The 20,034-nt window shown below is 50.8% G+C and carries 20 protein-coding genes; 6 read left to right on the top strand and 14 right to left on the bottom strand.

The window, feature by feature from the left end:
- Positions 1-144 precede the first annotated feature (144 nt).
- From ybiJ to mcbA, 5 genes are all read right to left on the bottom strand, one after another.
- Positions 145-405 carry a DUF1471 family protein YbiJ gene (gene ybiJ / locus FTE26_RS00625; RefSeq protein WP_000849301.1) on the bottom strand — a complete coding sequence of 87 codons (261 nt, stop codon included), beginning with the start codon at positions 403-405 and terminating at the stop codon, positions 145-147.
- Between the two features lie 264 nt (positions 406-669).
- A complete protein-coding gene (ybiI, locus tag FTE26_RS00620; protein WP_000146343.1) occupies positions 670-936 on the bottom strand; it encodes a C4-type zinc finger protein YbiI in 267 nt (88 codons plus the stop codon).
- Between the two features lie 73 nt (positions 937-1,009).
- Complete coding sequence (gene ybiX / locus FTE26_RS00615; protein WP_000990177.1) at positions 1,010-1,687, bottom strand: PKHD-type hydroxylase YbiX; 678 nt, start codon at positions 1,685-1,687, stop codon at positions 1,010-1,012.
- 41 nt (positions 1,688-1,728) lie between these two features.
- Positions 1,729-4,011, bottom strand: coding sequence for a catecholate siderophore receptor Fiu (locus FTE26_RS00610; protein WP_000430063.1), 2,283 nt, complete (start codon positions 4,009-4,011; stop codon positions 1,729-1,731).
- A 263-nt stretch (positions 4,012-4,274) separates the two neighbouring features.
- Positions 4,275-4,535 carry a DUF1471 family periplasmic protein McbA gene (gene mcbA, locus FTE26_RS00605; RefSeq protein WP_000710619.1) on the bottom strand — a complete coding sequence of 87 codons (261 nt, stop codon included), beginning with the start codon at positions 4,533-4,535 and terminating at the stop codon, positions 4,275-4,277.
- Positions 4,536-4,810: 275 nt separating this feature from the next.
- Between mcbA and rlmF the strand changes: the two genes are divergently transcribed.
- A complete protein-coding gene (gene rlmF, locus FTE26_RS00600) occupies positions 4,811-5,737 on the top strand; it encodes a 23S rRNA (adenine(1618)-N(6))-methyltransferase RlmF (protein WP_001275941.1) in 927 nt (308 codons plus the stop codon).
- Here the strand turns inward: rlmF and ybiO are convergent.
- From ybiO to rhtA, 6 genes are all read right to left on the bottom strand, one after another.
- On the bottom strand, positions 5,734-7,959 hold the full coding sequence (ybiO, locus tag FTE26_RS00595) for a mechanosensitive channel protein (protein ID WP_001267255.1): 2,226 nt from the start codon (positions 7,957-7,959) through the stop codon (positions 5,734-5,736). The genes rlmF and ybiO overlap by 4 nt on opposite strands.
- 116 nt (positions 7,960-8,075) lie before the next feature.
- Positions 8,076-8,798, bottom strand: a complete 723-nt coding sequence (gene glnQ, locus FTE26_RS00590) for a glutamine ABC transporter ATP-binding protein GlnQ (RefSeq protein ID WP_000569080.1) — start codon at positions 8,796-8,798, stop codon at positions 8,076-8,078.
- Positions 8,795-9,454, bottom strand: coding sequence for a glutamine ABC transporter permease GlnP (gene glnP / locus FTE26_RS00585; RefSeq protein WP_001159065.1), 660 nt, complete (start codon positions 9,452-9,454; stop codon positions 8,795-8,797). Before glnP ends, glnQ begins: the two co-directional genes overlap by 4 nt.
- Positions 9,455-9,592: 138 nt before the next feature.
- Entirely contained in the window at positions 9,593-10,339 is a 747-nt protein-coding gene (gene glnH / locus FTE26_RS00580; RefSeq protein WP_000843866.1) for a glutamine ABC transporter substrate-binding protein GlnH, read from the bottom strand.
- A 403-nt stretch (positions 10,340-10,742) separates the two neighbouring features.
- Positions 10,743-11,246: a DNA starvation/stationary phase protection protein Dps gene (gene dps, locus FTE26_RS00575; RefSeq protein ID WP_000100800.1), complete on the bottom strand. Its 504-nt coding sequence runs from the start codon at positions 11,244-11,246 to the stop codon at positions 10,743-10,745.
- A 298-nt stretch (positions 11,247-11,544) separates the two neighbouring features.
- The gene (gene rhtA, locus FTE26_RS00570) at positions 11,545-12,432 is read right to left on the bottom strand and encodes a threonine/homoserine exporter RhtA (protein WP_001119538.1); all 888 of its coding nucleotides are present in this window, start codon (positions 12,430-12,432) and stop codon (positions 11,545-11,547) included.
- A gap of 234 nt (positions 12,433-12,666) precedes the next feature.
- On the opposite strand from rhtA, the gene FTE26_RS00565 reads away from it, so the two are divergent.
- The gene (locus FTE26_RS00565; RefSeq protein WP_120795379.1) at positions 12,667-12,732 is read left to right on the top strand and encodes a protein YliM; all 66 of its coding nucleotides are present in this window, start codon (positions 12,667-12,669) and stop codon (positions 12,730-12,732) included.
- 52 nt (positions 12,733-12,784) lie between these two features.
- Positions 12,785-13,300 carry an outer membrane protein OmpX gene (gene ompX / locus FTE26_RS00560; protein WP_001295296.1) on the top strand — a complete coding sequence of 172 codons (516 nt, stop codon included), beginning with the start codon at positions 12,785-12,787 and terminating at the stop codon, positions 13,298-13,300.
- Positions 13,301-13,348: 48 nt separating this feature from the next.
- On the opposite strand, the gene opgE is transcribed toward ompX, so the two are convergent.
- Both opgE and mntS read right to left on the bottom strand, forming a co-directional pair.
- The gene (opgE, locus tag FTE26_RS00555) at positions 13,349-14,932 is read right to left on the bottom strand and encodes a phosphoethanolamine transferase (protein WP_001054678.1); all 1,584 of its coding nucleotides are present in this window, start codon (positions 14,930-14,932) and stop codon (positions 13,349-13,351) included.
- A 271-nt stretch (positions 14,933-15,203) separates the two neighbouring features.
- On the bottom strand, positions 15,204-15,332 hold the full coding sequence (gene mntS, locus FTE26_RS00550; RefSeq protein ID WP_001001761.1) for a manganase accumulation protein MntS: 129 nt from the start codon (positions 15,330-15,332) through the stop codon (positions 15,204-15,206).
- A 185-nt stretch (positions 15,333-15,517) separates the two neighbouring features.
- Here mntS and mntR point away from each other — a divergent pair, with 185 nt between their 5' ends.
- Positions 15,518-15,985 (top strand): manganese-binding transcriptional regulator MntR, encoded by a 468-nt coding sequence (gene mntR / locus FTE26_RS00545; protein WP_000091016.1) that lies wholly within the window; start codon positions 15,518-15,520, stop codon positions 15,983-15,985.
- The gene (locus FTE26_RS00540) at positions 15,982-17,100 is read left to right on the top strand and encodes an anion transporter (protein WP_000056442.1); all 1,119 of its coding nucleotides are present in this window, start codon (positions 15,982-15,984) and stop codon (positions 17,098-17,100) included. Before mntR ends, FTE26_RS00540 begins: the two co-directional genes overlap by 4 nt.
- Positions 17,101-17,158: 58 nt before the next feature.
- Here the strand turns inward: FTE26_RS00540 and ldtB are convergent, their stop codons facing one another.
- Positions 17,159-18,079 (bottom strand): L,D-transpeptidase, encoded by a 921-nt coding sequence (ldtB, locus tag FTE26_RS00535; protein ID WP_001056384.1) that lies wholly within the window; start codon positions 18,077-18,079, stop codon positions 17,159-17,161.
- Positions 18,080-18,297: 218 nt separating this feature from the next.
- Here ldtB and FTE26_RS00530 point away from each other — a divergent pair, with 218 nt between their 5' ends.
- Positions 18,298-19,890: an ABC-F family ATPase gene (locus FTE26_RS00530; protein ID WP_085674780.1), complete on the top strand. Its 1,593-nt coding sequence runs from the start codon at positions 18,298-18,300 to the stop codon at positions 19,888-19,890.
- Positions 19,891-20,034: the final 144 nt, after the last annotated feature.

Here is a 20,034-nt window from a genome sequence, read left to right as displayed (position 1 = left end):
GATACGGCATGCGGACTGCAGGCAGAGAAAACTGGCCGATTTTCTCTGCACTGGAGGGATAATACAAGGCCTGATAAGACGCGGTAGCGTCGCATCAGGCATCTGTTGCCGGATGCGGCGTAAACGCCTTATCCGTCCTACGAATTACTTATAAATTACCGCAGTACCGCTTAATTTATTGTTGTTGGTGGCGGAAGTGATGCTGTATCCACTGGCACCGGCTGCCGCGGCTTTCTCAGCCAGTTTCGCTTCCAGGGCATCGAGGGTGGATGCGCCATCGGCAGAAACCACGCCGATTTTATTCATGTTCTGTGCCTGGGATGCCGTTACCGGTTCCGCGGCAAACACGCCAAATGACAGAGTTGAAAGAGCCATAGCAGCAACAACAGTATTGATAGTTTTCATAATTAATCTCTCGCAGGTGATTTTTGTATAAGTGACGTTGTTTCGTCGATGTGATGAGTATCACGTTTTTTTACGAGAGATAAAATCGAAGAGAATTGACCGCCTTGTTCAAATAAATTGATTGATATCTAACATACTGATAAACCATTTATTTGTTGTACTTATGGACTTGTTTTATGCCGCGTGGCAGTCACAGCAGCGTTAAAGGCACGGAATGCCACGCAAAATACAAATTATACTCGCTATGCATCTCGCCAGTTGTAGTTAACGTAACTGGCTGTCTTTCGAACCTCTGCGATTATATCCTGTATACGCTGGTTTTTGTAAATCTTTCTCCTGCTGACAATGAATGCATAAGCGCACGCCAGGAATGGCTTCCCGACGGGCTTGCGGGATGGGGGCACCGCACTCTTCACATTCATCCAGGCTTTCGCCACGCGGAATTTCACCCCGAGCGCGGGCAATCGCATCTTCAATTGTACTGTTGATCTGTTCGTTGACGGCGTCATCGTTAGCCCAACCGGATGCCATATCGTCCTCCCCATATCAATGCTTGTACAGTTAAGTGTAGCTAATCCAGGGACGAACTTGGGCAGTTCAAGCATCAGATCTCCGACCATTCCCGCAGCAGATTATGATAAAGATTAAGCAGCGACAGGATCTCTTCACTTTCGCCGTAGCGGCTTTTCAGCGACTGAATATTGTTGTCCAGTTCAAACAGCATGGCGCGCTTTTTATCATCACGGATCATCGACTGGATCCACATAAATGATGCCACTCGTACGCCGCGGGTTACGGGTGTCACGCAATGCAGGCTGCTGGAGGGATACAACACGAGATCGCCTGCCGGGAGTTTTACCCGATGTTGTCCGAAGGTGTCATTAACGACCAGTTCGCCGCCGTCGTAGCTTTGTGGATCGCTTAAAAACAGCGTGGCAGAAAGGTCAGTACGCATCCAGCCGTTTTGTGGATGGCTGCGTACTGCGCCATCCACATGGAAACCATAGGTTTCATTGTTCTGATAGCGATTAAACAGCGGCGTGGAAAGGGTACGCGGCAAGGCCGCGGCAAAGAATAAAGCATGTTGGTTAACCGCGTTCAGCACCTCATTTTGCAGGGCGGCGTATAACGTGCTGCGGGTGTCGACCTGTTGATTGTTCTTAACTTGCGCACCTTGTGCGCCGGTGGTGACGCGTCCATCCACCCATTCGGCTTGTTCCAGTTGTTCGCGAAACCGGGCGACGTCCTGTGGCGATAACACGCCGGGAATGTGGTACATCATACAAGTTCTCCAAAAAGTGGGGCCTGCGCCCCACATCTGAATCAGAAATGCATATTGGCTGTGAGCAAGAAGGTTCTTGGCTCGCCCGGGTGATAACGGTAGCCGCTCTTGTTGATTGAGGCGACGTAATCGGTATCAAACAGGTTGTAAACGTTTAGCTGGAAGTCGAGATTGCGATTAACCCGATACCCCAGTTTGGCATCGGCGACCCAGTAACCTTCGGTAAACGCTGGCGTTCCCACCGCGCCGTCTGAACCTTTATGCATACTGCCGATATAGCGTGCGCCCGCGCCAACAGAGATATCATCTGTTGCCTGATACTGGCTCCATAAGGTGAAGGCGTGCTCCGGGGTATACGGCAGCGATGAGGAACCATCCTGGGCAACATCTTTGCCGTTTTTGATGGTTGCTTTTTGCTGGGTATAGCCGCCAATCACCTGCCACGCGGGCGTGATATTCCCGGCCACGGATATCTCATAGCCTTCGACACGTTTCTTACCGTATTGCGAGTAAGTTCCGTCATCATTTTGCTCAACTTCATTTTCGATATCAGTACGGAACAGCGCGGCGGTGAGCAACAGGCGTTTATCCAGAACCTGCCATTTGGTGCCAATCTCGCTGGTGTTGGCTTTTTGCGGTTTAAAATCGGTGCGGTTGGCACTGTTACCGCTGCCAGACTGCGCAAGGGCGAAGTTGTTGCCGCCCGGAGGCTGCTGGGAAACGGCATAGTTAATATAGACATTACCGTTTTCCGTCAGGTGATACAGCGCCCCGGCTTTCCAGTTCACCAGATTGCCCGACTTGGCGGTGTCGACGGTGGTGACCGGAGAACCTTTTGCCACACCAGCTGGGCAGGTGATGGCACCGCGTCCGCTGCCGCCGCAGGCGGTGGCACTGTCATATTCAGTATGATAATTATCCAGACGGATCCCGCCGTTCAGCTCAAAATCACGGGTGATTTGCAGCGTATCGAAGGCGTAAATTGCGAAGGTATCCGTCTGACCATTGGCGTTTGCGCCGTTGCGCGTCAGGCCGCCGGGATGAATGCTGCTGTCAGGATGATAAATATTTACCGCGGGTAACGTCACCGGATTAACGCCGTAGTTAGTCTGCGTTTCACGGGTAAATTCCACGCCGGTACTGACATCATGACCGATAGAACCGGTATAGAACGTCGAGGTCAGGTTGGTCTGGTTGGTGAGAATTTTATTACTCACATCTTTGGTATTCGCCGTGCGTGACCAGGTCCAGCTATTCACATCGCTGGTGGGCTGAGTAATATTCGACGCCCCGCCCATAATCGCCGTCATCAGGTAATCCTGCTTTACGCGCGACCAACGGGTAGTATTGCGAATGGTGGTGTTATCGTTGATGTCGTGCTCAAAACGCATGGTGGCGGTGTCGGTGGTCGAATCGTCGTAATCGGAATCCGTGCCGTAAAAGTTATGAGTATCAACTTTTCCGGAATGATTCAGAGCCGCTGTTCCCGCAGATGGGGCAGAATAACCCGGCAAACCGATGGTCGGAATGCCGCCGTCTGGCGTGTTGTGCTGGGTGACATGCAGATAATTAAGATACAAACGATTCGCTGTACCAAGGCCAAAAGCGATAGAAGGGGCGACGCCGTAACGCTCATTTTTGACTTTGTCGCGTCTGGCATCGTGCGTTTTTTCGCCCATCACATTCAGGCGCACCGCAGTGGTATCACCAATGACCTGATTGACGTCCAGCGTGCCGCGGCGGAACCAGGCGCTGCCAATACTGGCGGAGGCGTCAATGCCGGAATCATTGCGCGGCTGCTTGCTGATCATATTGATCGAGCCCGTCGGCGCGCTGCGCCCGTAGTCGGTGCCGGAAGGCCCTTTAATCACTTCGACCTGCTCAGTATTGAAGGTGTCGCGCGAGACGCTGCCGATATCGCGAATGCCATCAATATAAATACTGTTAGAGGTATCAGCACCGCGCATATAAATGGCGTCGCCAGTGGTGGAGTTACCGTTCTCACCCGCAAAAAACGCACCCACGCCGGGGACGTTTTTGAGCGCGTCGGTAAGGTTGGTTGCGCCCTGATCTTTAATCACTTGTTCAGAAATCACCGTCATCGTGCGGGTAGTATCCGCTACCGGACGCGAGAATTTCGGATCGGCAGATTGTTGTGGCGCATAAAGCGAAGGCGTTGATGCTTCGACAACCAGCGTGTCATCCGCGTTAGTTTGCCCTTCGGCGGCGAGTGCCTGAGCCACAGGCGTGATGCCAATACAAAGACCGGCAAAGAACGTGAGCGAATGAAATTGTCTGGCAGGGAAATTGCGATTGTTTTCCATTTTGCAGGTGACTTTTTTTATATGTTGAAATTTTCACTGCCACGAGAAAGCCTCTCTGCGGATGCGATGCCACTGTTAATCTCGTGATAGTGTTCGTGCAAGTGATAATAATTTTGATAAGCATTATCACTTGGCGCGATTTTCTATCACCCATTGCGCGAAAAAGAAATACATTTATTTACATTGCGTTCATATTTGATGTTTTTTGATTACAAAACAGGCGAAAACTGCATCCAGAGGCGAATGCAGTTACGTTGGTGGGGTTATTTGTAGATGGTTGCAGTACCGAACATCTGGTCATTTCCGCCTGCGGAATTAATGACATAACCTTTCGCGCCTTGCTCGCGCGCTTTTTCTGCCAGTTTATCCTCCAGATCGCTTAGGTTTGATGCGCCAGTTGCCGAAACGGTACCGGCGGGCCGTAGCTGACCGCTGTCCAGGTTACTCATCGGTTGCGCGGCATAAGCCGTGAGAGAGATTCCGCTCAGGACGGTGGCAATCAGTAGTGTGAGGCACTTTTTCATAATGACATCCTCATAAATACAACGGGTAGTGCCTGATAAGTGTAGGTCGCCTGGGCGATGAAAATGACGCAAAAAATTGACAGAGATGTGCTTATTTTTTGAACGATATATTTTTACAAAATAAGACAAATCAATGACATGCATAATGCTGATTTTTATGATGAATTGCCATAAACCATAGCCATGTTAAGGTTTTGGGGAATGATAAACGCAGCCAGATATTTACCCTGTCGCGTTATGCGGGTATCTTACGCCGCTGCTTAAAGGAGAATGCTATGTCCGCCCAGAAACCGGGGTTGCATCCGCGCAACCGTCATCACAGCCGCTACGATCTCGCCACGCTTTGTCAGGTCAATCCTGAACTCAGGCAATTCCTCACGCTTACACCCGCCGGGGAGCAAAGCGTAGACTTTGCCAATCCGCTGGCGGTGAAGGCGCTCAATAAGGCGTTGCTGGCCCATTTTTACGCCGTAGCGAACTGGGATATCCCCGACGGTTTTCTCTGCCCACCAGTACCGGGCCGGGCGGATTATATTCATCACCTTGCCGATTTACTGGCTGAAGCAAGCGGAACAATTCCAGCGAATGCCAGCATTCTGGATATCGGCGTTGGTGCGAACTGTATTTATCCGCTGATTGGCGTACATGAATATGGCTGGCGTTTTACCGGTAGTGAAACCAGCAGCCAGGCGTTAAGCAGTGCGCAGGCGATTATCAGTGCTAATCCGGGGCTTAACCGCGCCATTCGTCTGCGTCGGCAAAAAGAGAGTGGGGCAATTTTTAACGGCATCATCCATAAAAACGAGCAATACGACGCGACCTTGTGTAACCCGCCATTCCACGATTCCGCCGCTGCAGCGCGGGCAGGTAGTGAGCGTAAACGCCGTAACCTGGGGCTGAACAAAGACGATGCACTGAACTTTGGCGGCCAGCAACAGGAGTTGTGGTGTGAAGGTGGTGAAGTCGCCTTTATCAAAAAGATGATTGAAGAGAGCAAAGGCTTCGCGAAGCAGGTGATGTGGTTTACCTCGCTGGTTTCTCGTGGTGAAAACTTACCGCCGTTGTATCGTGCTCTGACGGACGTGGGCGCGGTGAAGGTGGTTAAAAAAGAGATGGCCCAGGGGCAAAAGCAGAGTCGCTTTATTGCCTGGACCTTTATGAACGACGAGCAGCGCCGCCGTTTTGTTAATCGCCAACGTTAAAGCGTTGGCTCCCCCGGCGGCAGCGGTTCAGCCGGGGCCGCGCCCGGAGCAGGCAGCACCTGATAAGTCTGCACTGGCGCGCGAACACCTGCCAGGTCGAAATGCTTTTTCACCTGGCTGTCGAGGGCAAAGCGGACCGTCCACTGTTTGAGTGGCAGCGTGGTGAACGAAACACGCAGTGTAAACGCGGTATTGCTTAAGCCGACAATCCCGGCAAAGTTTGGTTCACCAATAACCAGCCCGCGAATTTCTTCGTTTTCCATCAATTCCGCTACCGCATCTTTCAGTGCCTGATTGGCTTTATCAGCATCTTCATGGCGATCAACATCGTAGTTTGCCACCACCGAACCAATGCCGCGGACGAAGTTAGCAAAGGTGGTTATCGAAGACCAAGGAATGATGTGATACGCCCCGGTATCCTGACGCACGCCCACGGAGCGAATCGACATCCGTTCCACAGTGCCGGTCAACGGCCCGATAGTAACCAAATCTCCAGTGTTCATGCCGTTTTCAAACTGAATAAATACCCCGGTGATAATATCTTTCACCAGCGTTTGCGAACCAAACGAGATAGCCAGACCTAATGCCCCGGCACCTGCCAGCAATGGCGCGATATTGACGCCGATTTCCGACAACACAATCATGATGGTGATGGTACTGATAATCACCGCCAGCGCGTTACGGAACAGCGTCAGCAGGGTACGCGTACGGGCGCTGGGTAGCGGGCGGCCATGAATATCCGAAGCCAGCCGGTTTTCGATCAAACTGGCGAGCACTGTCCAGCCAACCGCCGAGAAGAAAAGAATGAGTGCGATGCGGATCAGGATATCTACGGTTTTCTGCCCCGCGCCGTTTTGCAGCCAGTTCCAGAAATCGAACAATCCCCATGCGCTCAACAGCAACATTACCGCCACGCAGACGGTCAGAATACGCGCCGTTTTCAGCGCCGCCGAAAGCCAGCCATTCAGCCGTTTTTGTAGCTCCGGATAGTTACGCTGAGTATGTGGCGAGAGGGTGATGGTTTTCGCCAGCCAGCGGGAAAACATACCGGAAACAAACGCTGCGATACCAATAATCGCCAGGCTGCGCACCGTTGCACCCATCATAAATTTCAGGCTGTTGCCCGGATCGAACAACGAAAAGAAAAACAGCACGATAAAATAGGCGCTTGCCAGCCAGTGCCACACCAGCGCAAAGGCGCGGATAAACAGGCTGAAAAAGGCCAGCGAATGCTCCGCAAAGTTGAGCAAATGTTGGGTAATCTCTTTTTTATTGCGAAAGATCAGGTACAACGCCCAGACGGTCATGCACAGCATAATGATGACGTTCGCCAGCGCACCTATCTGTACATTCACCTGATTAGAGATAATCGGCACGGCCACAATCAGGCCATAACCTATCAAACTGCTTAACCAGCTCAGGCGACGACTCCAGTAACGGGCGCTCTCGTCCTGAATCGTGAACGGGCGCAGTTCAGCCACGTTTGGGCAAAAAATCAGGCGTAGTACGGCTTTGAAAAATTCAATCAGGGCAAAGGCGTTGAGAAACAAACTTTGTTGGAAAGCGATGGTGCGACTGCCCGCATTCAGGTTGTCGCTTAATACCTGGCCGACAAACAATGTCAGTGCCAGTAACAGTAGGTCGATAATAAACGCCCCGATAATCATCGCCGGAAGCTGCAGCCAGTTGCTGCGTTCGCGATTTTTTTGCCGCGCCCACTGGCCCATTTTGCGATACAGCGGCAGTGCGCACAGACGAATCAGCCAGTAAAAACCAAACACTAATACCGCTAACATTGAAAAATGGGTCAACGCATTGCTGAAGGTTTGTGGATTAAACGGCTTATGCGGGGAGCCGGTGATATTGCGATAAAGTTGTCCGAAGCGGGCGGAAAGGGCTTCACCATAATGGCGGCTGACTTCGGTGACCTTTTGCAGCACGGTTTGCTCTTCAACCAGCGTCGGCGGCACGATCTTCGGGACCGGTTCCGCAGGGGGCGTCGCGGCGACAGTACGCAACTGGTCGATCAATTCTTTACGCGAGGTGTCGTTATCCAGCACATCCGCCAGTGCGCCATAGGCCGCTTTTTTTTGTTCGATATCCGGTTCCGGGGCCGGTTCAGTCGTTGAGTCCGTTGTCGTTGTGGTTGTAACGCCGGGTATGGATACCGCGTGGGCAGGTGCGCCCAGCAGGCAGAAGAGGATGAACAGGATCCACCGCATGACTCCTCCAGTGAGAAAACAGAGCAAAAAGATAAGTATAGATGCTGGGGGAGGGGCGATTTTAAATGAGAGGAATCTGGTGTGCCTCCCTTTCGGGTGAAAGGGAGGCAGAGAAGTTAAGAGACGTGCTGCAAAAATTCCTGCAAGCGCTGGCTCGGCGGGTTCTTGATCAATACCTGCGGATCGCCATCTTCCGCAATCCGGCCTTTGTCGATAAAGATCAGCCGCGAAGCTACTTTCTCGGCAAAACCGATTTCGTGGGTCACGATCACCATCGTCATCCCTTCTTCAGCCAGATCCTGCATAACCTTCAGCACTTCATGGCGCAGTTCCGGGTCAAGAGCGGAAGTCGGTTCATCAAACAGCATCATTTTCGGCTTCACCGCCAGCGCGCGGGCAATCGCCACACGCTGCTGTTGACCACCAGAAAGTTCGGAAGGGTAGTGATGTGCACGTTCTGCCAGACCGACTTTCGCCAGCAGCTCACGCGCCAGTTTTTCCGCCTCTTCTTTGTTCGCGCCACGCACGCGTAGCGGACCAAACATGACGTTTTCCAGCGCCGTCAGATGCGGGAAGAGGTAAAACTGCTGGAACACCATACCCGCTTCCTGGCGAATCAGGCGCTCGTCAACTTTCGGATCGTTAACCTTCAGGCCATCGACAATCAGATCGCCGGAGGTGATTTCTTCCAGTTTGTTGATGCAGCGCAGCAGGGTCGATTTACCGGAACCGGACGGCCCGATAATCACCACGACTTCGCCCTGAGCAATGTTCAAATCGATATTGTGCAGCACCTGGGTTGGACCAAAATGCTTGGAGACGTTTTTAAATTCAATCACAGGATTTTCATCCTTCTTTCCAGACGACGCAGAATAAAGCTCAGCACCAGGGTAATAATCAGATAGAACACCGCCACGGCGCTCCAGATCTCAAGGGCGCGGAAGTTACCGGCAATAATTTCTTGCCCCTGACGGGTCAGTTCCGCCACGCCGATAACAATAAACAGCGAGGTGTCTTTAATGCTGATGATCCACTGGTTACCCAGCGGCGGCAGCATACGACGCAGTGCCAGCGGTAAAATGACGTAGCGAATGGTTTCCCAACGTGAAAGACCGAGCGCCAGTCCTGCTTCACGAAAACCTTTGTGAATAGACAGCACCGCACCACGCGTGATTTCCGCAATGTACGCGCCGGAGTTGATCATGATGGTGACCACCGCCGCAGTAAATGGGTCGATGCGTAAGTCGTTAAACGCCATCGGCAGGGCGAAATAGATAAACATCACCTGGACGACGATAGGTGTGCCGCGGATCACTTCAATAAAGACCAGCGCGACGTGGTTGGCTATCCAACCACCGAAGGTGCGTGCAAAACCTGCCAGCAATCCGATTACCAGACCGCCTGCCAGACCGAGGACCGAAATCCACAGGGTCATTTTGGCACCTTCAATCAGAAGCGGAATGGCAGGCCAGATGGCACTCCAGTCAAACTGCATATGTTGTTCCTGTTACCGTGGTGTAAATAATCAAATTCAGGGTAATTAATGGCCCCGGAGTGGGTTTGCGCCCCTCACCCTAATCCTCTCCCCATAGGGGAGAGGGAACTGCCAGTGCGTTTTACAGGTGTAGCGTTATTATTTCGGTTCAGTACCGAACCATTTTTTGTAGATTTCGTTGTAAGTTCCGTTCTCGCGCAGGGTTTTCAACGCGCCGTTGACTTTGTCACGCAGCTCGTCGCTACCTTTCGGGAACGCAATACCGTATTGCTGCGCTTCCAGAGAGTCACCTACCGCTTTGAACTGACCGTTACCGGCGGTTTTGATGAAGTACAGAATGTTTGGCGTATCGTGCAGAACGGCGTCTGCGCGGTTGGTGCCCAGTTCCATATAGGCGTTATCGATGTTCGGGAACTGACGCAGATCTTTAGTTTTGATGTTTGCTTTCGCGTAATCAACGGAGCCAGTACCGCTCTTCACAGCAACCACTTTCCCGTCGAGATCTTTCACGCTTTTCACATCGTTATTGTTAGCTTTCACCATCACTAACAGGCCGCTTTTGTAGTAGCCGTCAGAGAAATCGATCGCTTTTTTACGCTCGTCGGTGATGGTAATGCCCGCCAGCGCCAGATCGACGTTTTTGGTTTGCAGTGCCGGAATGATCCCACTGAAATCCATCGGCTTCAGTTCGTAATCCAGCTTCAGCTCTTTAGCGATGGCAGCCCACAGATCAACGTCAAAGCCCACATATTTATCGCCCTGTTTAAATTCAAACGGAACGAAGGCGGTATCCGTCGCGACAACTAATTTTTTATCCGCGGCATGAGAAGAAACCGCAAAAGCCAGGGTCAGTGCAGCCAGTGAAACTTTTAATACAGACTTCATAGCATTTCCTTTTTTCTATCCACGGGACGATCCCCTGCGTGACATTCACATATATGAAAAAATCGTGCCAGTTTTGCAACTCCTTGATTTTTCGAGATGCGGCAAAAACGTGATGCACGATTTATAGGGCAATACCCTGAAGATGCACCATTCTGGGGCACCAATCTGGTGCGCTAAAATTGTGCACTCAACACAGTGATTATTTAGCGTAAAACCTGATGAAAAAACAATCTTTATGTAACGATTGTGTGATGATGTGGATACAAAAAATTTACTTAATCAGCTGGAGATAGCAGATGGATGCACTAAATAAGTGCGTTGAGGTGGGCTGCAAAACAAAACGGCCTCCTGTCAGGAAGCCGCTTTTATCGGGTACTAAAGTTCTGCACCATCAGCGATGGATTTATTCGATGTTAGACTCGATAAACCACAGGAATTTATCCAGGTCGCGAGACGCGGCGGTCAGGATATCTGCGGTGTCGTCATCTTTCGCTTCGCCAATCGCTTTGCGTACGTCATTAGCGACGATTGCGTAACGGTCAGCCAGTTCTTTCAGGTGATCCTGAACGTTGTGGATGTCCAGCGGGTAACTTTTCAGCGGGGTTTTGCTGTTGATAACTTGAGTGGTCCCCAGAGCTACACCGCCCAGCTGCACTGCACGTTCTGCCATGGTATCCAGATGATCGATCAGTGCGGTGCGGAAGCCATCCAGCATTTCATGTACGGCAATGAAGTTAGCGCCGCGCATGTTCCAGTGCGCTTGTTTGGTAATCAAAGAAAGATCAATAAACTGGATAACCTGGCGATTCAGCAACTCTACTGTTGCTTTTTTCTCGCTGTCGGAGACATCGTTGCGGGTATAAAGCAGATTGGTCGCTTTTGATTTAACTAATTTAGCGGTACTCATAATTTCATATCCTCTTGATGTTATGTCCCAGTAATTAACGAGACTAAGTATAGCACCGGCTATGTGTTCCGCTATTCTGGCTGTTCCTATCACACTAATAGTGGTAACAAGCGTGAAAAACAAAACTAATAAAGATTCAATGAGTTAGATATATTGATAAGAACAATTCTTATTTATCTGCTCGCCAGGAATTTTCGGAATAAATATGCTTTTGCATAATTCGATATATAAAGACGGTGTAGAGGAAAAGTAGCGAGAAATTCTGCATGGTTATGCATAACCATGCAGAAATGTAAATTTAATTAATGTCTAATTCTTTTATTTTGCTCTCTTTGCGTACTGTCAGCGTAGACCCCATTGAAGCGGCGATGATAGCGCCGAGCGCCAGCAGCTGTATGGGTGTCAGTGTTTCTCCGAGGAAAATCATCCCGGAAACGGCAGCCAGCGCCGGTTCCATGCTCATCAGCGTACCAAATGTCCGTGTTGGCAAACGGGTGAGGGCAATCATTTCCAGCGAATAAGGCAGAGCGGTCGAGAGAATAGCGACAGCCAGACCCAATGGAATAACCGACCAGTGCCAGAGTGCTTCACCAGCCTGAAGCGCTCCAATTGGCACGAAAATTAACGCTGCAATCAACGAACCAATTGCCACCGTTGCAGGGCCATGTTCCGCTCCTGCGCGTTGCCCACTTAAAATGTAAATAGCCCAACAAGCCCCGGCCCCCAGTGCCAGCGCACAGCCGGTTAAATCGACATGGGAAACGTCTTGCCCCAGCGGTAGCAGGAACCACAGACCAAGAACCGCCAGCACAACCCAGACGAAATCTACCGGGCGACGAGAAGAGAACAGCGCCACCGCCAGTGGTCCGGTGAACTCCAGCGCCACCGCAATACCCAGCGGTACTGTCTGAATAGAAAGATAAAAAAGATAATTCATCCCACCCAGCGAAACGCCGTAAAACAACAGCGGTAACCGTTGCTCTTTGGCAAAGCGCAGTCGCCATGGCTTAAAGAACGCGATGAGGATCAGCGTTCCTAATGCCAGACGCAGCGCAGTGACACCCGGTGCGCCCACCAGAGGAAAAAGTGACTTAGCTAACGAGGCTCCACCCTGAATAGACGCCATGGCAACGAGCAATATGATTATTGGTAACCAGACCGGCATTTTACGTAATGAACCAGGCATCCTTTCTCCCACAAATATCTAGACTTAAGTAAAGCGTGGAGTGTACTGGATATACCCAATGCTGGTTGAGCATTTGTTGAAAAAATTTTCCCCCGTTTTGACTAAAATGCGCCAGGATTGATGGAATCATTAGTCTGGTGATTAGGAATAATCTGGATGAATGACAGGGAAAACATGCGTAATACTTACGCAGTTCTCTGAAAAAGTGATTTAAATTTAGATGGATAGCGGTGTATGGAAACGTTCTGTTACATGAAATGGCCCGTTAGACATCACAAATCGCGAAGAGTTTCCCATTAATTTTTGATATATTTAAAACTTAGGACTTATTTGAATCACATTTGAGGTGGTTATGAAAAAAATTGCATGTCTTTCAGCACTGGCCGCAGTTCTGGCTTTCACCGCAGGTACTTCCGTAGCTGCGACTTCTACCGTAACTGGCGGTTACGCACAGAGCGACGCTCAGGGCCAAATGAACAAAATGGGCGGTTTCAACCTGAAATACCGCTATGAAGAAGACAACAGCCCGCTGGGTGTGATCGGTTCTTTCACTTACACCGAGAAAAGCCGTACTGCAAGCTCTGGTGACTACAACAAAAACCAGTACTACGGCATCACTGCTGGTCCGGCTTACCGCATTAACGACTGGGCAAGCATCTACGGTGTAGTGGGTGTGGGTTATGGTAAATTCCAGACCACTGAATACCCGACCTACAAACACGACACCAGCGACTACGGTTTCTCCTACGGTGCTGGTCTGCAGTTCAACCCGATGGAAAACGTTGCTCTGGACTTCTCTTACGAGCAGAGCCGTATTCGTAGCGTTGACGTAGGCACCTGGATTGCCGGTGTTGGTTACCGCTTCTAATCACTTTGGTGATATAAAAAATCCGCCTCTCGGGGCGGATTTTTGTTTTTAAGGTTTCGGGTCGAAAATATCGGTTCCGAGATGGTTGTAATCCACCTTCTGTAACTGGAAGTTGGTGATGTATATCGGCCCGGCTTTCTTCTCAGATATAAACGGGTATTTGATATTTATTTCCTTCGCTTTAATTCCCGTCCACTGCGAGAAAAAGCCTAAGAAGTCATTGGCTGAGCGGCGGGCTTTAATCACCCGATGCGCTTTATCGTCGCTGGAAATGACCATAAAAGGCACCTGGAAATTTTGCTGATATTTATCATCATGGGCAAGGTATTGCACGTCTTTGCCGCGCTCTTTAAAGGCCAGACCGTGGTCAGAAAAGTAAACCAGAGAGAAGCTGCTGCCGCTGTTGCGTAACTGATCGTACAGCTTGCGCAGTAAATCGTCCGTTTGCGTCATGGTATAGAGATAGCACGACGTTTCTTTCGATTGCACAAAGGTTTCGTATTTGCCTTGTGTCCTGTCGCAGGCCTGCGGATGCGAGCCCATCAGATGCAGAACAATCAGCTGCGGTTGCGAGTGCTCTTGCGCCAGCACTTGAGCGGTCATATCCAGTAACGCTTCGTCTTTCGTGTTTTTATCTGCTTCAAAATTACCTTCTTTCAGGAAGTACACTTCATCTGCACGTTTGGCGATGCTGGCGATAGCAGTATCGTATTCGCCGATTTGGCCCTGGTTGGAAAACCACCAGGTCTGGAAGCCCGCGCGATTTGCCAGGGTGACAAAGTTATCCTGAAACTGTGGTTTGCCATCGACTACGCGATTGAGCGTTAAGCCAAGCGATTTCTGCGTGGAGCCACTGGCGGCAATGTAGTCAGCAAATATCAAACCGTTAACGCTGCTGGCAAACGGGGTATTGTCCCAGTGACCGCCAAAGGCACCGAGGGCATCGCGACGCGCGCTTTCACCGATCACCACCACATAGGTCTGATACTTCGGCTTAACGGCAGTGACCGTCCAGGTATCTTTCATTCCGGAAAGTTTTGCCATCCGTTCTTGCTCTTCAATCACCTCGTTATTATTGACGATGACATCCTTAGCAAAACGAAATACCGGATAGCCAGTATCTTTCAGTTTAAATACGCCACCCCAGGCCAGGTTTTGCACGGGAGCAACAAAAAATGTCGCCACACTGAATACCAGACACAGGCTGTCGAAGGTATTCCAGCGCGCTTTTTCATTCTCTTTTTTTCGCCTGATTGCTATTACGCCGAGCGCAAAAATAAATAAGCCGACCAGGTAGCTGTACCACGGAAAAATCGTCAGGATTTCGGTCGACTCTTCCATATTGGTGGAGTGCAATGCCAGCAATGTATTGAAATTAGGCGCGCCGTAGGCCTGAGCAAAAGGGAAATAACAAGCCGCCACCAGCGAACTGACACCGACCAGAACTTTTTGTACGCGAGGCAATGTTCGCCATAGCAAAAGCAAAATAGCCGTAAACGCAGCGGTGTAGAGCAAACTGAAGGGGTAACCTAAGCCGAGGTTAATTAATAGCGACTGTAAAAAGTAGAACGCAGTCCACGGGCTAAATACCCGGCTACGGGTAACAAGCGATTCTTTGAGGGTTAAATTCATATGCCACTATCGTAACAAACGCCATGTGCTTACCCTGGCGTCAAGGGTCAATACCTGCAAGAGTGCGTGAAGAGGGGAAAGGGGTCCGCATCCGCGAGCCGCAATATACGCAGGGCTGCAAGAAGATAGAGCGAGCCGCCGTTCAGGTCAACTACTGACGAACAAATCTTTTGCGAAGGGGATTGCAAATCCGACAAAAAGTGGGGTTTTTCAGACCAAAACGCGTTATGCCTGCATGAAAGCAGGAGTGAAGCGGCGTACCGCGACGCCGCTATTTATCGGAAGGTTTATCTTGCTGCGGTTTGTTGTTGACCATATCGCACAACATAGAGAGCAGCATTAACCGTACTTTAAAGGGAGAATGACTAAACACGCGCATACACCTCTTGAACTCATTCATAAGACCTCCTGACTTGCTAATCCCGTCGATCCTTGAGGGATGATTGCATTACATACAGATATAGCACAGGCTATATTATATAGCTATTGCTAAAACGTTAATTTTTTGTACCTTCGCAACTCTGGTTTACAATGTGCGCACGAAATGAGAACGCTATGTATGCGTCACCATAATGAGGAAGCACAATGAGTCGTCGCGCAGGTACGCCAACAGCAAAAAAAGTGACGCAGTTAGTGAACGTGGAAGAGCACGTTGAAGGGTTCCGCCAGGTCAGAGAGGCACATCGGCGCGAGCTTATTGATGATTACGTTGAGCTGATTTCTGACTTGATCAGGGAAGTGGGGGAAGCTCGTCAGGTGGACATGGCTGCTCGTCTGGGAGTTTCGCAACCGACGGTGGCTAAAATGCTTAAGCGGCTGGCAACCATGGGGCTGATTGAAATGATCCCCTGGCGTGGCGTGTTTTTAACGGCAGAAGGAGAGAAGCTGGCGCAGGAAAGCCGCGAGCGACATCAGATAGTTGAAAATTTCTTGTTGGTGTTGGGCGTCAGTCCGGAAATCGCCCGTCGCGACGCGGAAGGCATGGAGCACCATGTTAGTGAAGAGACGCTCGACGCTTTTCGTTTGTTTACCCAGAAACACGGTGCCAAATGAGCCTGCCTTTTTTACGCACGCTGCAAGGCGATCGTTTTTTTCAGTTATTAATTCTTGTTGGTATCGGATTAAGCTTTTTCGTGCCCTTTGCACCGAAATCCTGGCCTGCTGCTATCGACTGGCACACCATCATCACCTTAAGCGGCCTGATGCTGCTGACCAAAGGTGTGGAGTTAAGCGGTTATTTTGATGTGCTGGGGCGCAAAATGGTGCGCCGCTTTGCTACGGAGCGTCGGCTGGCGATGTTTATGGTGCTGGCGGCGGCGCTGCTTTCTACCTTTCTGACCAACGATGTCGCGCTGTTTATTGTTGTTCCGCTGACTATCACGCTAAAAAGACTGTGTGAGATCCCGGTTAATCGGCTGATTATTTTTGAGGCGCTGGCAGTCAACGCTGGTTCGCTACTGACGCCAATTGGCAACCCGCAAAATATTCTTATCTGGGGACGTTCTGGTCTTTCGTTTGCCGGATTTATTGCCCAAATGGCACCGCTGGCTGGCGCAATGATGCTGACGCTCCTGCTCCTGTGCTGGTGTTGTTTCCCTGGAAAGGCGCTGCAATACCATACGGGGGTGCAAACACCGGAGTGGAAACCGCGGCTGGTGTGGAGTTGTCTGGGGCTGTATATCGTCTTTCTGACGGCGCTGGAGTTCAAACAAGAGCTGTGGGGACTGGTGATTGTGGCGGCAGGCTTTGCGCTGCTGGCACGTCGCGTGGTGCTCAGTGTGGACTGGACGCTGCTGCTGGTGTTTATGGCGATGTTTATCGACGTCCATTTACTGACCCAGCTTCCAGCGTTGCAAGGCGTGTTGGGTAACGTGAGTCATCTATCTGAACCCGGGTTATGGTTAACGGCAATCGGTTTATCGCAGGTGATCAGTAACGTGCCGAGTACCATATTGTTGCTGAACTATGTGCCGCCGTCTTTATTACTGGTATGGGCGGTAAACGTAGGTGGCTTTGGGTTATTACCCGGATCGCTGGCAAATTTGATTGCGCTACGTATGGCGAACGATCGCCGCATCTGGTGGCGTTTCCATCTCTATTCAATACCGATGCTGTTGTGGGCGGCGTTGGTGGGATATGTTTTGTTAGTTATACTCCCGGCCAACTAGGGTCTGGCAAATAAAAAAGGCGGATTATGAGTCCGCCTTTTGCTTTAAGTTTTGAAGATTAATTCAGACGAACCGGCATCCCGGAGCGGTTTTTAATCGCTTCATCAAGAACAACCTGGTCAACATCTGGCTGACCGGTCACTGTTTGCACGCTCTTCGTCAGGGTAATTGGCACAATTTCCTGACCTTCAAACTGGGCTTCGGTGGTAGACAGCGGGTTATGGACTTCAATATAACGGCTGCCGTCTGGCTCGGTGGTCGCTTTTACCGGCTCATCAATAAACTGTACGCGGGTACCGACCGGTACTTTCTCGAACAGGAATTTGATGTCTTCGTTACGCAGACGCACACAACCATGACTTACACGCAGGCCGATACCGAAGTTGGCGTTGGTGCCATGGATAGCATACAGGCGACCGATGTAGAGTGCATACAGACCCATCGGGTTATCCGGACCTGCCGGAACGACAGCCGGAAGCGGTTCGCCCGCAGCGCGGTACTCTGCGTGCATTTTGGCGGTCGGCGTCCAGGTCGGGCCTGCTTTCTTACGCTCAACTTTGGTGGTCCAGTTGATAGGCGTATCTTTGCCTAACTGACCAATGCCGATCGGCAGCACGATAACGGTGTTGGTCCCTTTCGGATAGTAATACAGACGCATCTCTGCACTGTTAATGACGATGCCTTCATGAACGGTATCCGGCAGGATCAGCTGCTGCGGAATGTTCAGTACAGTACCGCCTTTCGGCAGGAAGGTATCCACACCCGGGTTCGCTTCCATCATATTGGAAAGCCCCATCTGGTACTCCGCGGCAAAATACTCCAGCGGCTGAGTGTTACCTTCAGGAATGGTGATCACCTGATTCTGACCAACCAGGCGACTCCCGTCGGTTGGCAGAGGATAAGTTACCGCAGAGGCGGTACTGCAAAAGCCGACAACAGCGAAGGCCGCTGCGAATAATGTTTTCAATTTCATATTCATGTTAAGCGAGATTTTGTGCCTGGCAGGCCATTGGGTTGAGAATATTAGAGTATTGGAAGCGCATTATAAGTTCATTCCAGCTCACAGTGAAATCAGATGTGTACGAAATCACATTTTTTGCCTTTGGCTTGAGTGTAGACCTTAAGCGAGGAGCAGGATCTTCTTTCAGACTTATGGCATAATGCGCGGTTTGTCATATCTCTTTTCAGGATACGCCTGTGTTAGTTTCCAGTAACGTCACCATGCAGTTCGGCAGTAAGCCGTTGTTTGAAAACATTTCCGTCAAATTTGGCGGCGGCAACCGTTACGGCCTGATTGGCGCGAACGGTAGTGGTAAATCCACCTTTATGAAGATCCTCGGCGGCGACTTAGAGCCGACTTTGGGTAACGTTTCCCTCGATCCCAACGAGCGCATTGGTAAGCTGCGTCAGGATCAGTTTGCCTTTGAAGAGTTCACTGTGCTGGATACGGTGATCATGGGGCATAAAGAGTTGTGGGAAGTGAAGCAGGAGCGTGACCGCATCTATGCTTTGCCGGAAATGAGTGAGGAAGACGGCTATAAAGTGGCCGATCTGGAAGTTAAATACGGCGAAATGGACGGTTACTCTGCGGAAGCTCGCGCCGGTGAATTGTTGCTTGGCGTGGGAATTCCAGTGGAACAGCACTACGGCCCGATGAGTGAAGTTGCTCCTGGCTGGAAGCTGCGTGTGCTTCTGGCGCAGGCGCTGTTTGCTGATCCGGATATTCTCCTGCTCGACGAACCGACCAACAACCTCGACATCGACACCATTCGCTGGCTGGAACAGGTGCTGAACGGGCGTGACAGCACCATGATCATCATCTCGCATGACCGTCACTTCCTTAACATGGTCTGTACCCACATGGCGGATCTGGATTACGGCGAGCTGCGCGTTTATCCGGGTAACTACGATGAGTACATGACGGCGGCGACCCAGGCGCGTGAACGTCTGCTGGCCGATAACGCCAAGAAGAAAGCGCAGATTGCTGAGTTGCAATCTTTCGTTAGCCGCTTTAGCGCCAACGCCTCGAAATCTCGCCAGGCAACTTCGCGCGCGCGCCAGATTGATAAAATCAAACTGGAAGAGGTGAAAGCCTCCAGCCGTCAGAACCCGTTCATCCGTTTTGAACAGGATAAGAAACTGTTCCGTAACGCGCTGGAAGTGGAAGGTCTGACCAAAGGGTTTGATAACGGTCCACTGTTTAAAAATCTCAACCTGCTGCTGGAGGTCGGTGAAAAACTTGCGGTACTGGGTACCAACGGCGTCGGTAAATCAACGCTGCTGAAAACGCTGGTGGGCGATCTGCAACCGGACAGCGGCACCGTAAAATGGTCTGAAAACGCGCGCATTGGTTACTACGCCCAGGACCACGAATATGAGTTTGAAAATGATCTGACCGTGTTCGAATGGATGAGTCAGTGGAAGCAGGAAGGCGATGACGAGCAGGCGGTACGCAGCATTCTCGGTCGTTTGCTGTTCAGCCAGGACGACATCAAAAAGCCAGCTAAAGTGCTTTCCGGTGGGGAAAAAGGGCGGATGCTGTTTGGTAAGTTAATGATGCAGAAGCCGAACATTCTGATCATGGACGAACCGACCAACCACCTGGATATGGAATCCATCGAGTCACTGAACATGGCGCTGGAACTGTATCAGGGCACGCTGATCTTTGTTTCACACGACCGTGAGTTCGTAAGCTCCCTGGCGACCCGCATTCTGGAAATCACCCCGGAACGCGTGATCGACTTTAGCGGTAATTACGAAGATTACCTGCGTAGTAAAGGGATCGAGTAAGTGATTATCCGTCACCCCGATACTGTCGGGGTGACGGCGGCTGATGACAAATGCAAAATAGCCTGATGCGCTACGCTTATCAGGCCTTGTATTATCCCTCCAGTGCAGAGAAAATCGGCCAGTTTTCTCTGCCTGCAGTCCGCA

Origin of the sequence: Escherichia sp. S10b, assembly GCF_028421345.1 — a bacterium.
Classification (GTDB): Bacteria; Pseudomonadota; Gammaproteobacteria; order Enterobacterales; family Enterobacteriaceae; genus ECMA0423.
Note: the sequence above shows the minus strand (reverse complement) of the source record. Positions and strands in the feature narration are given on the sequence as shown.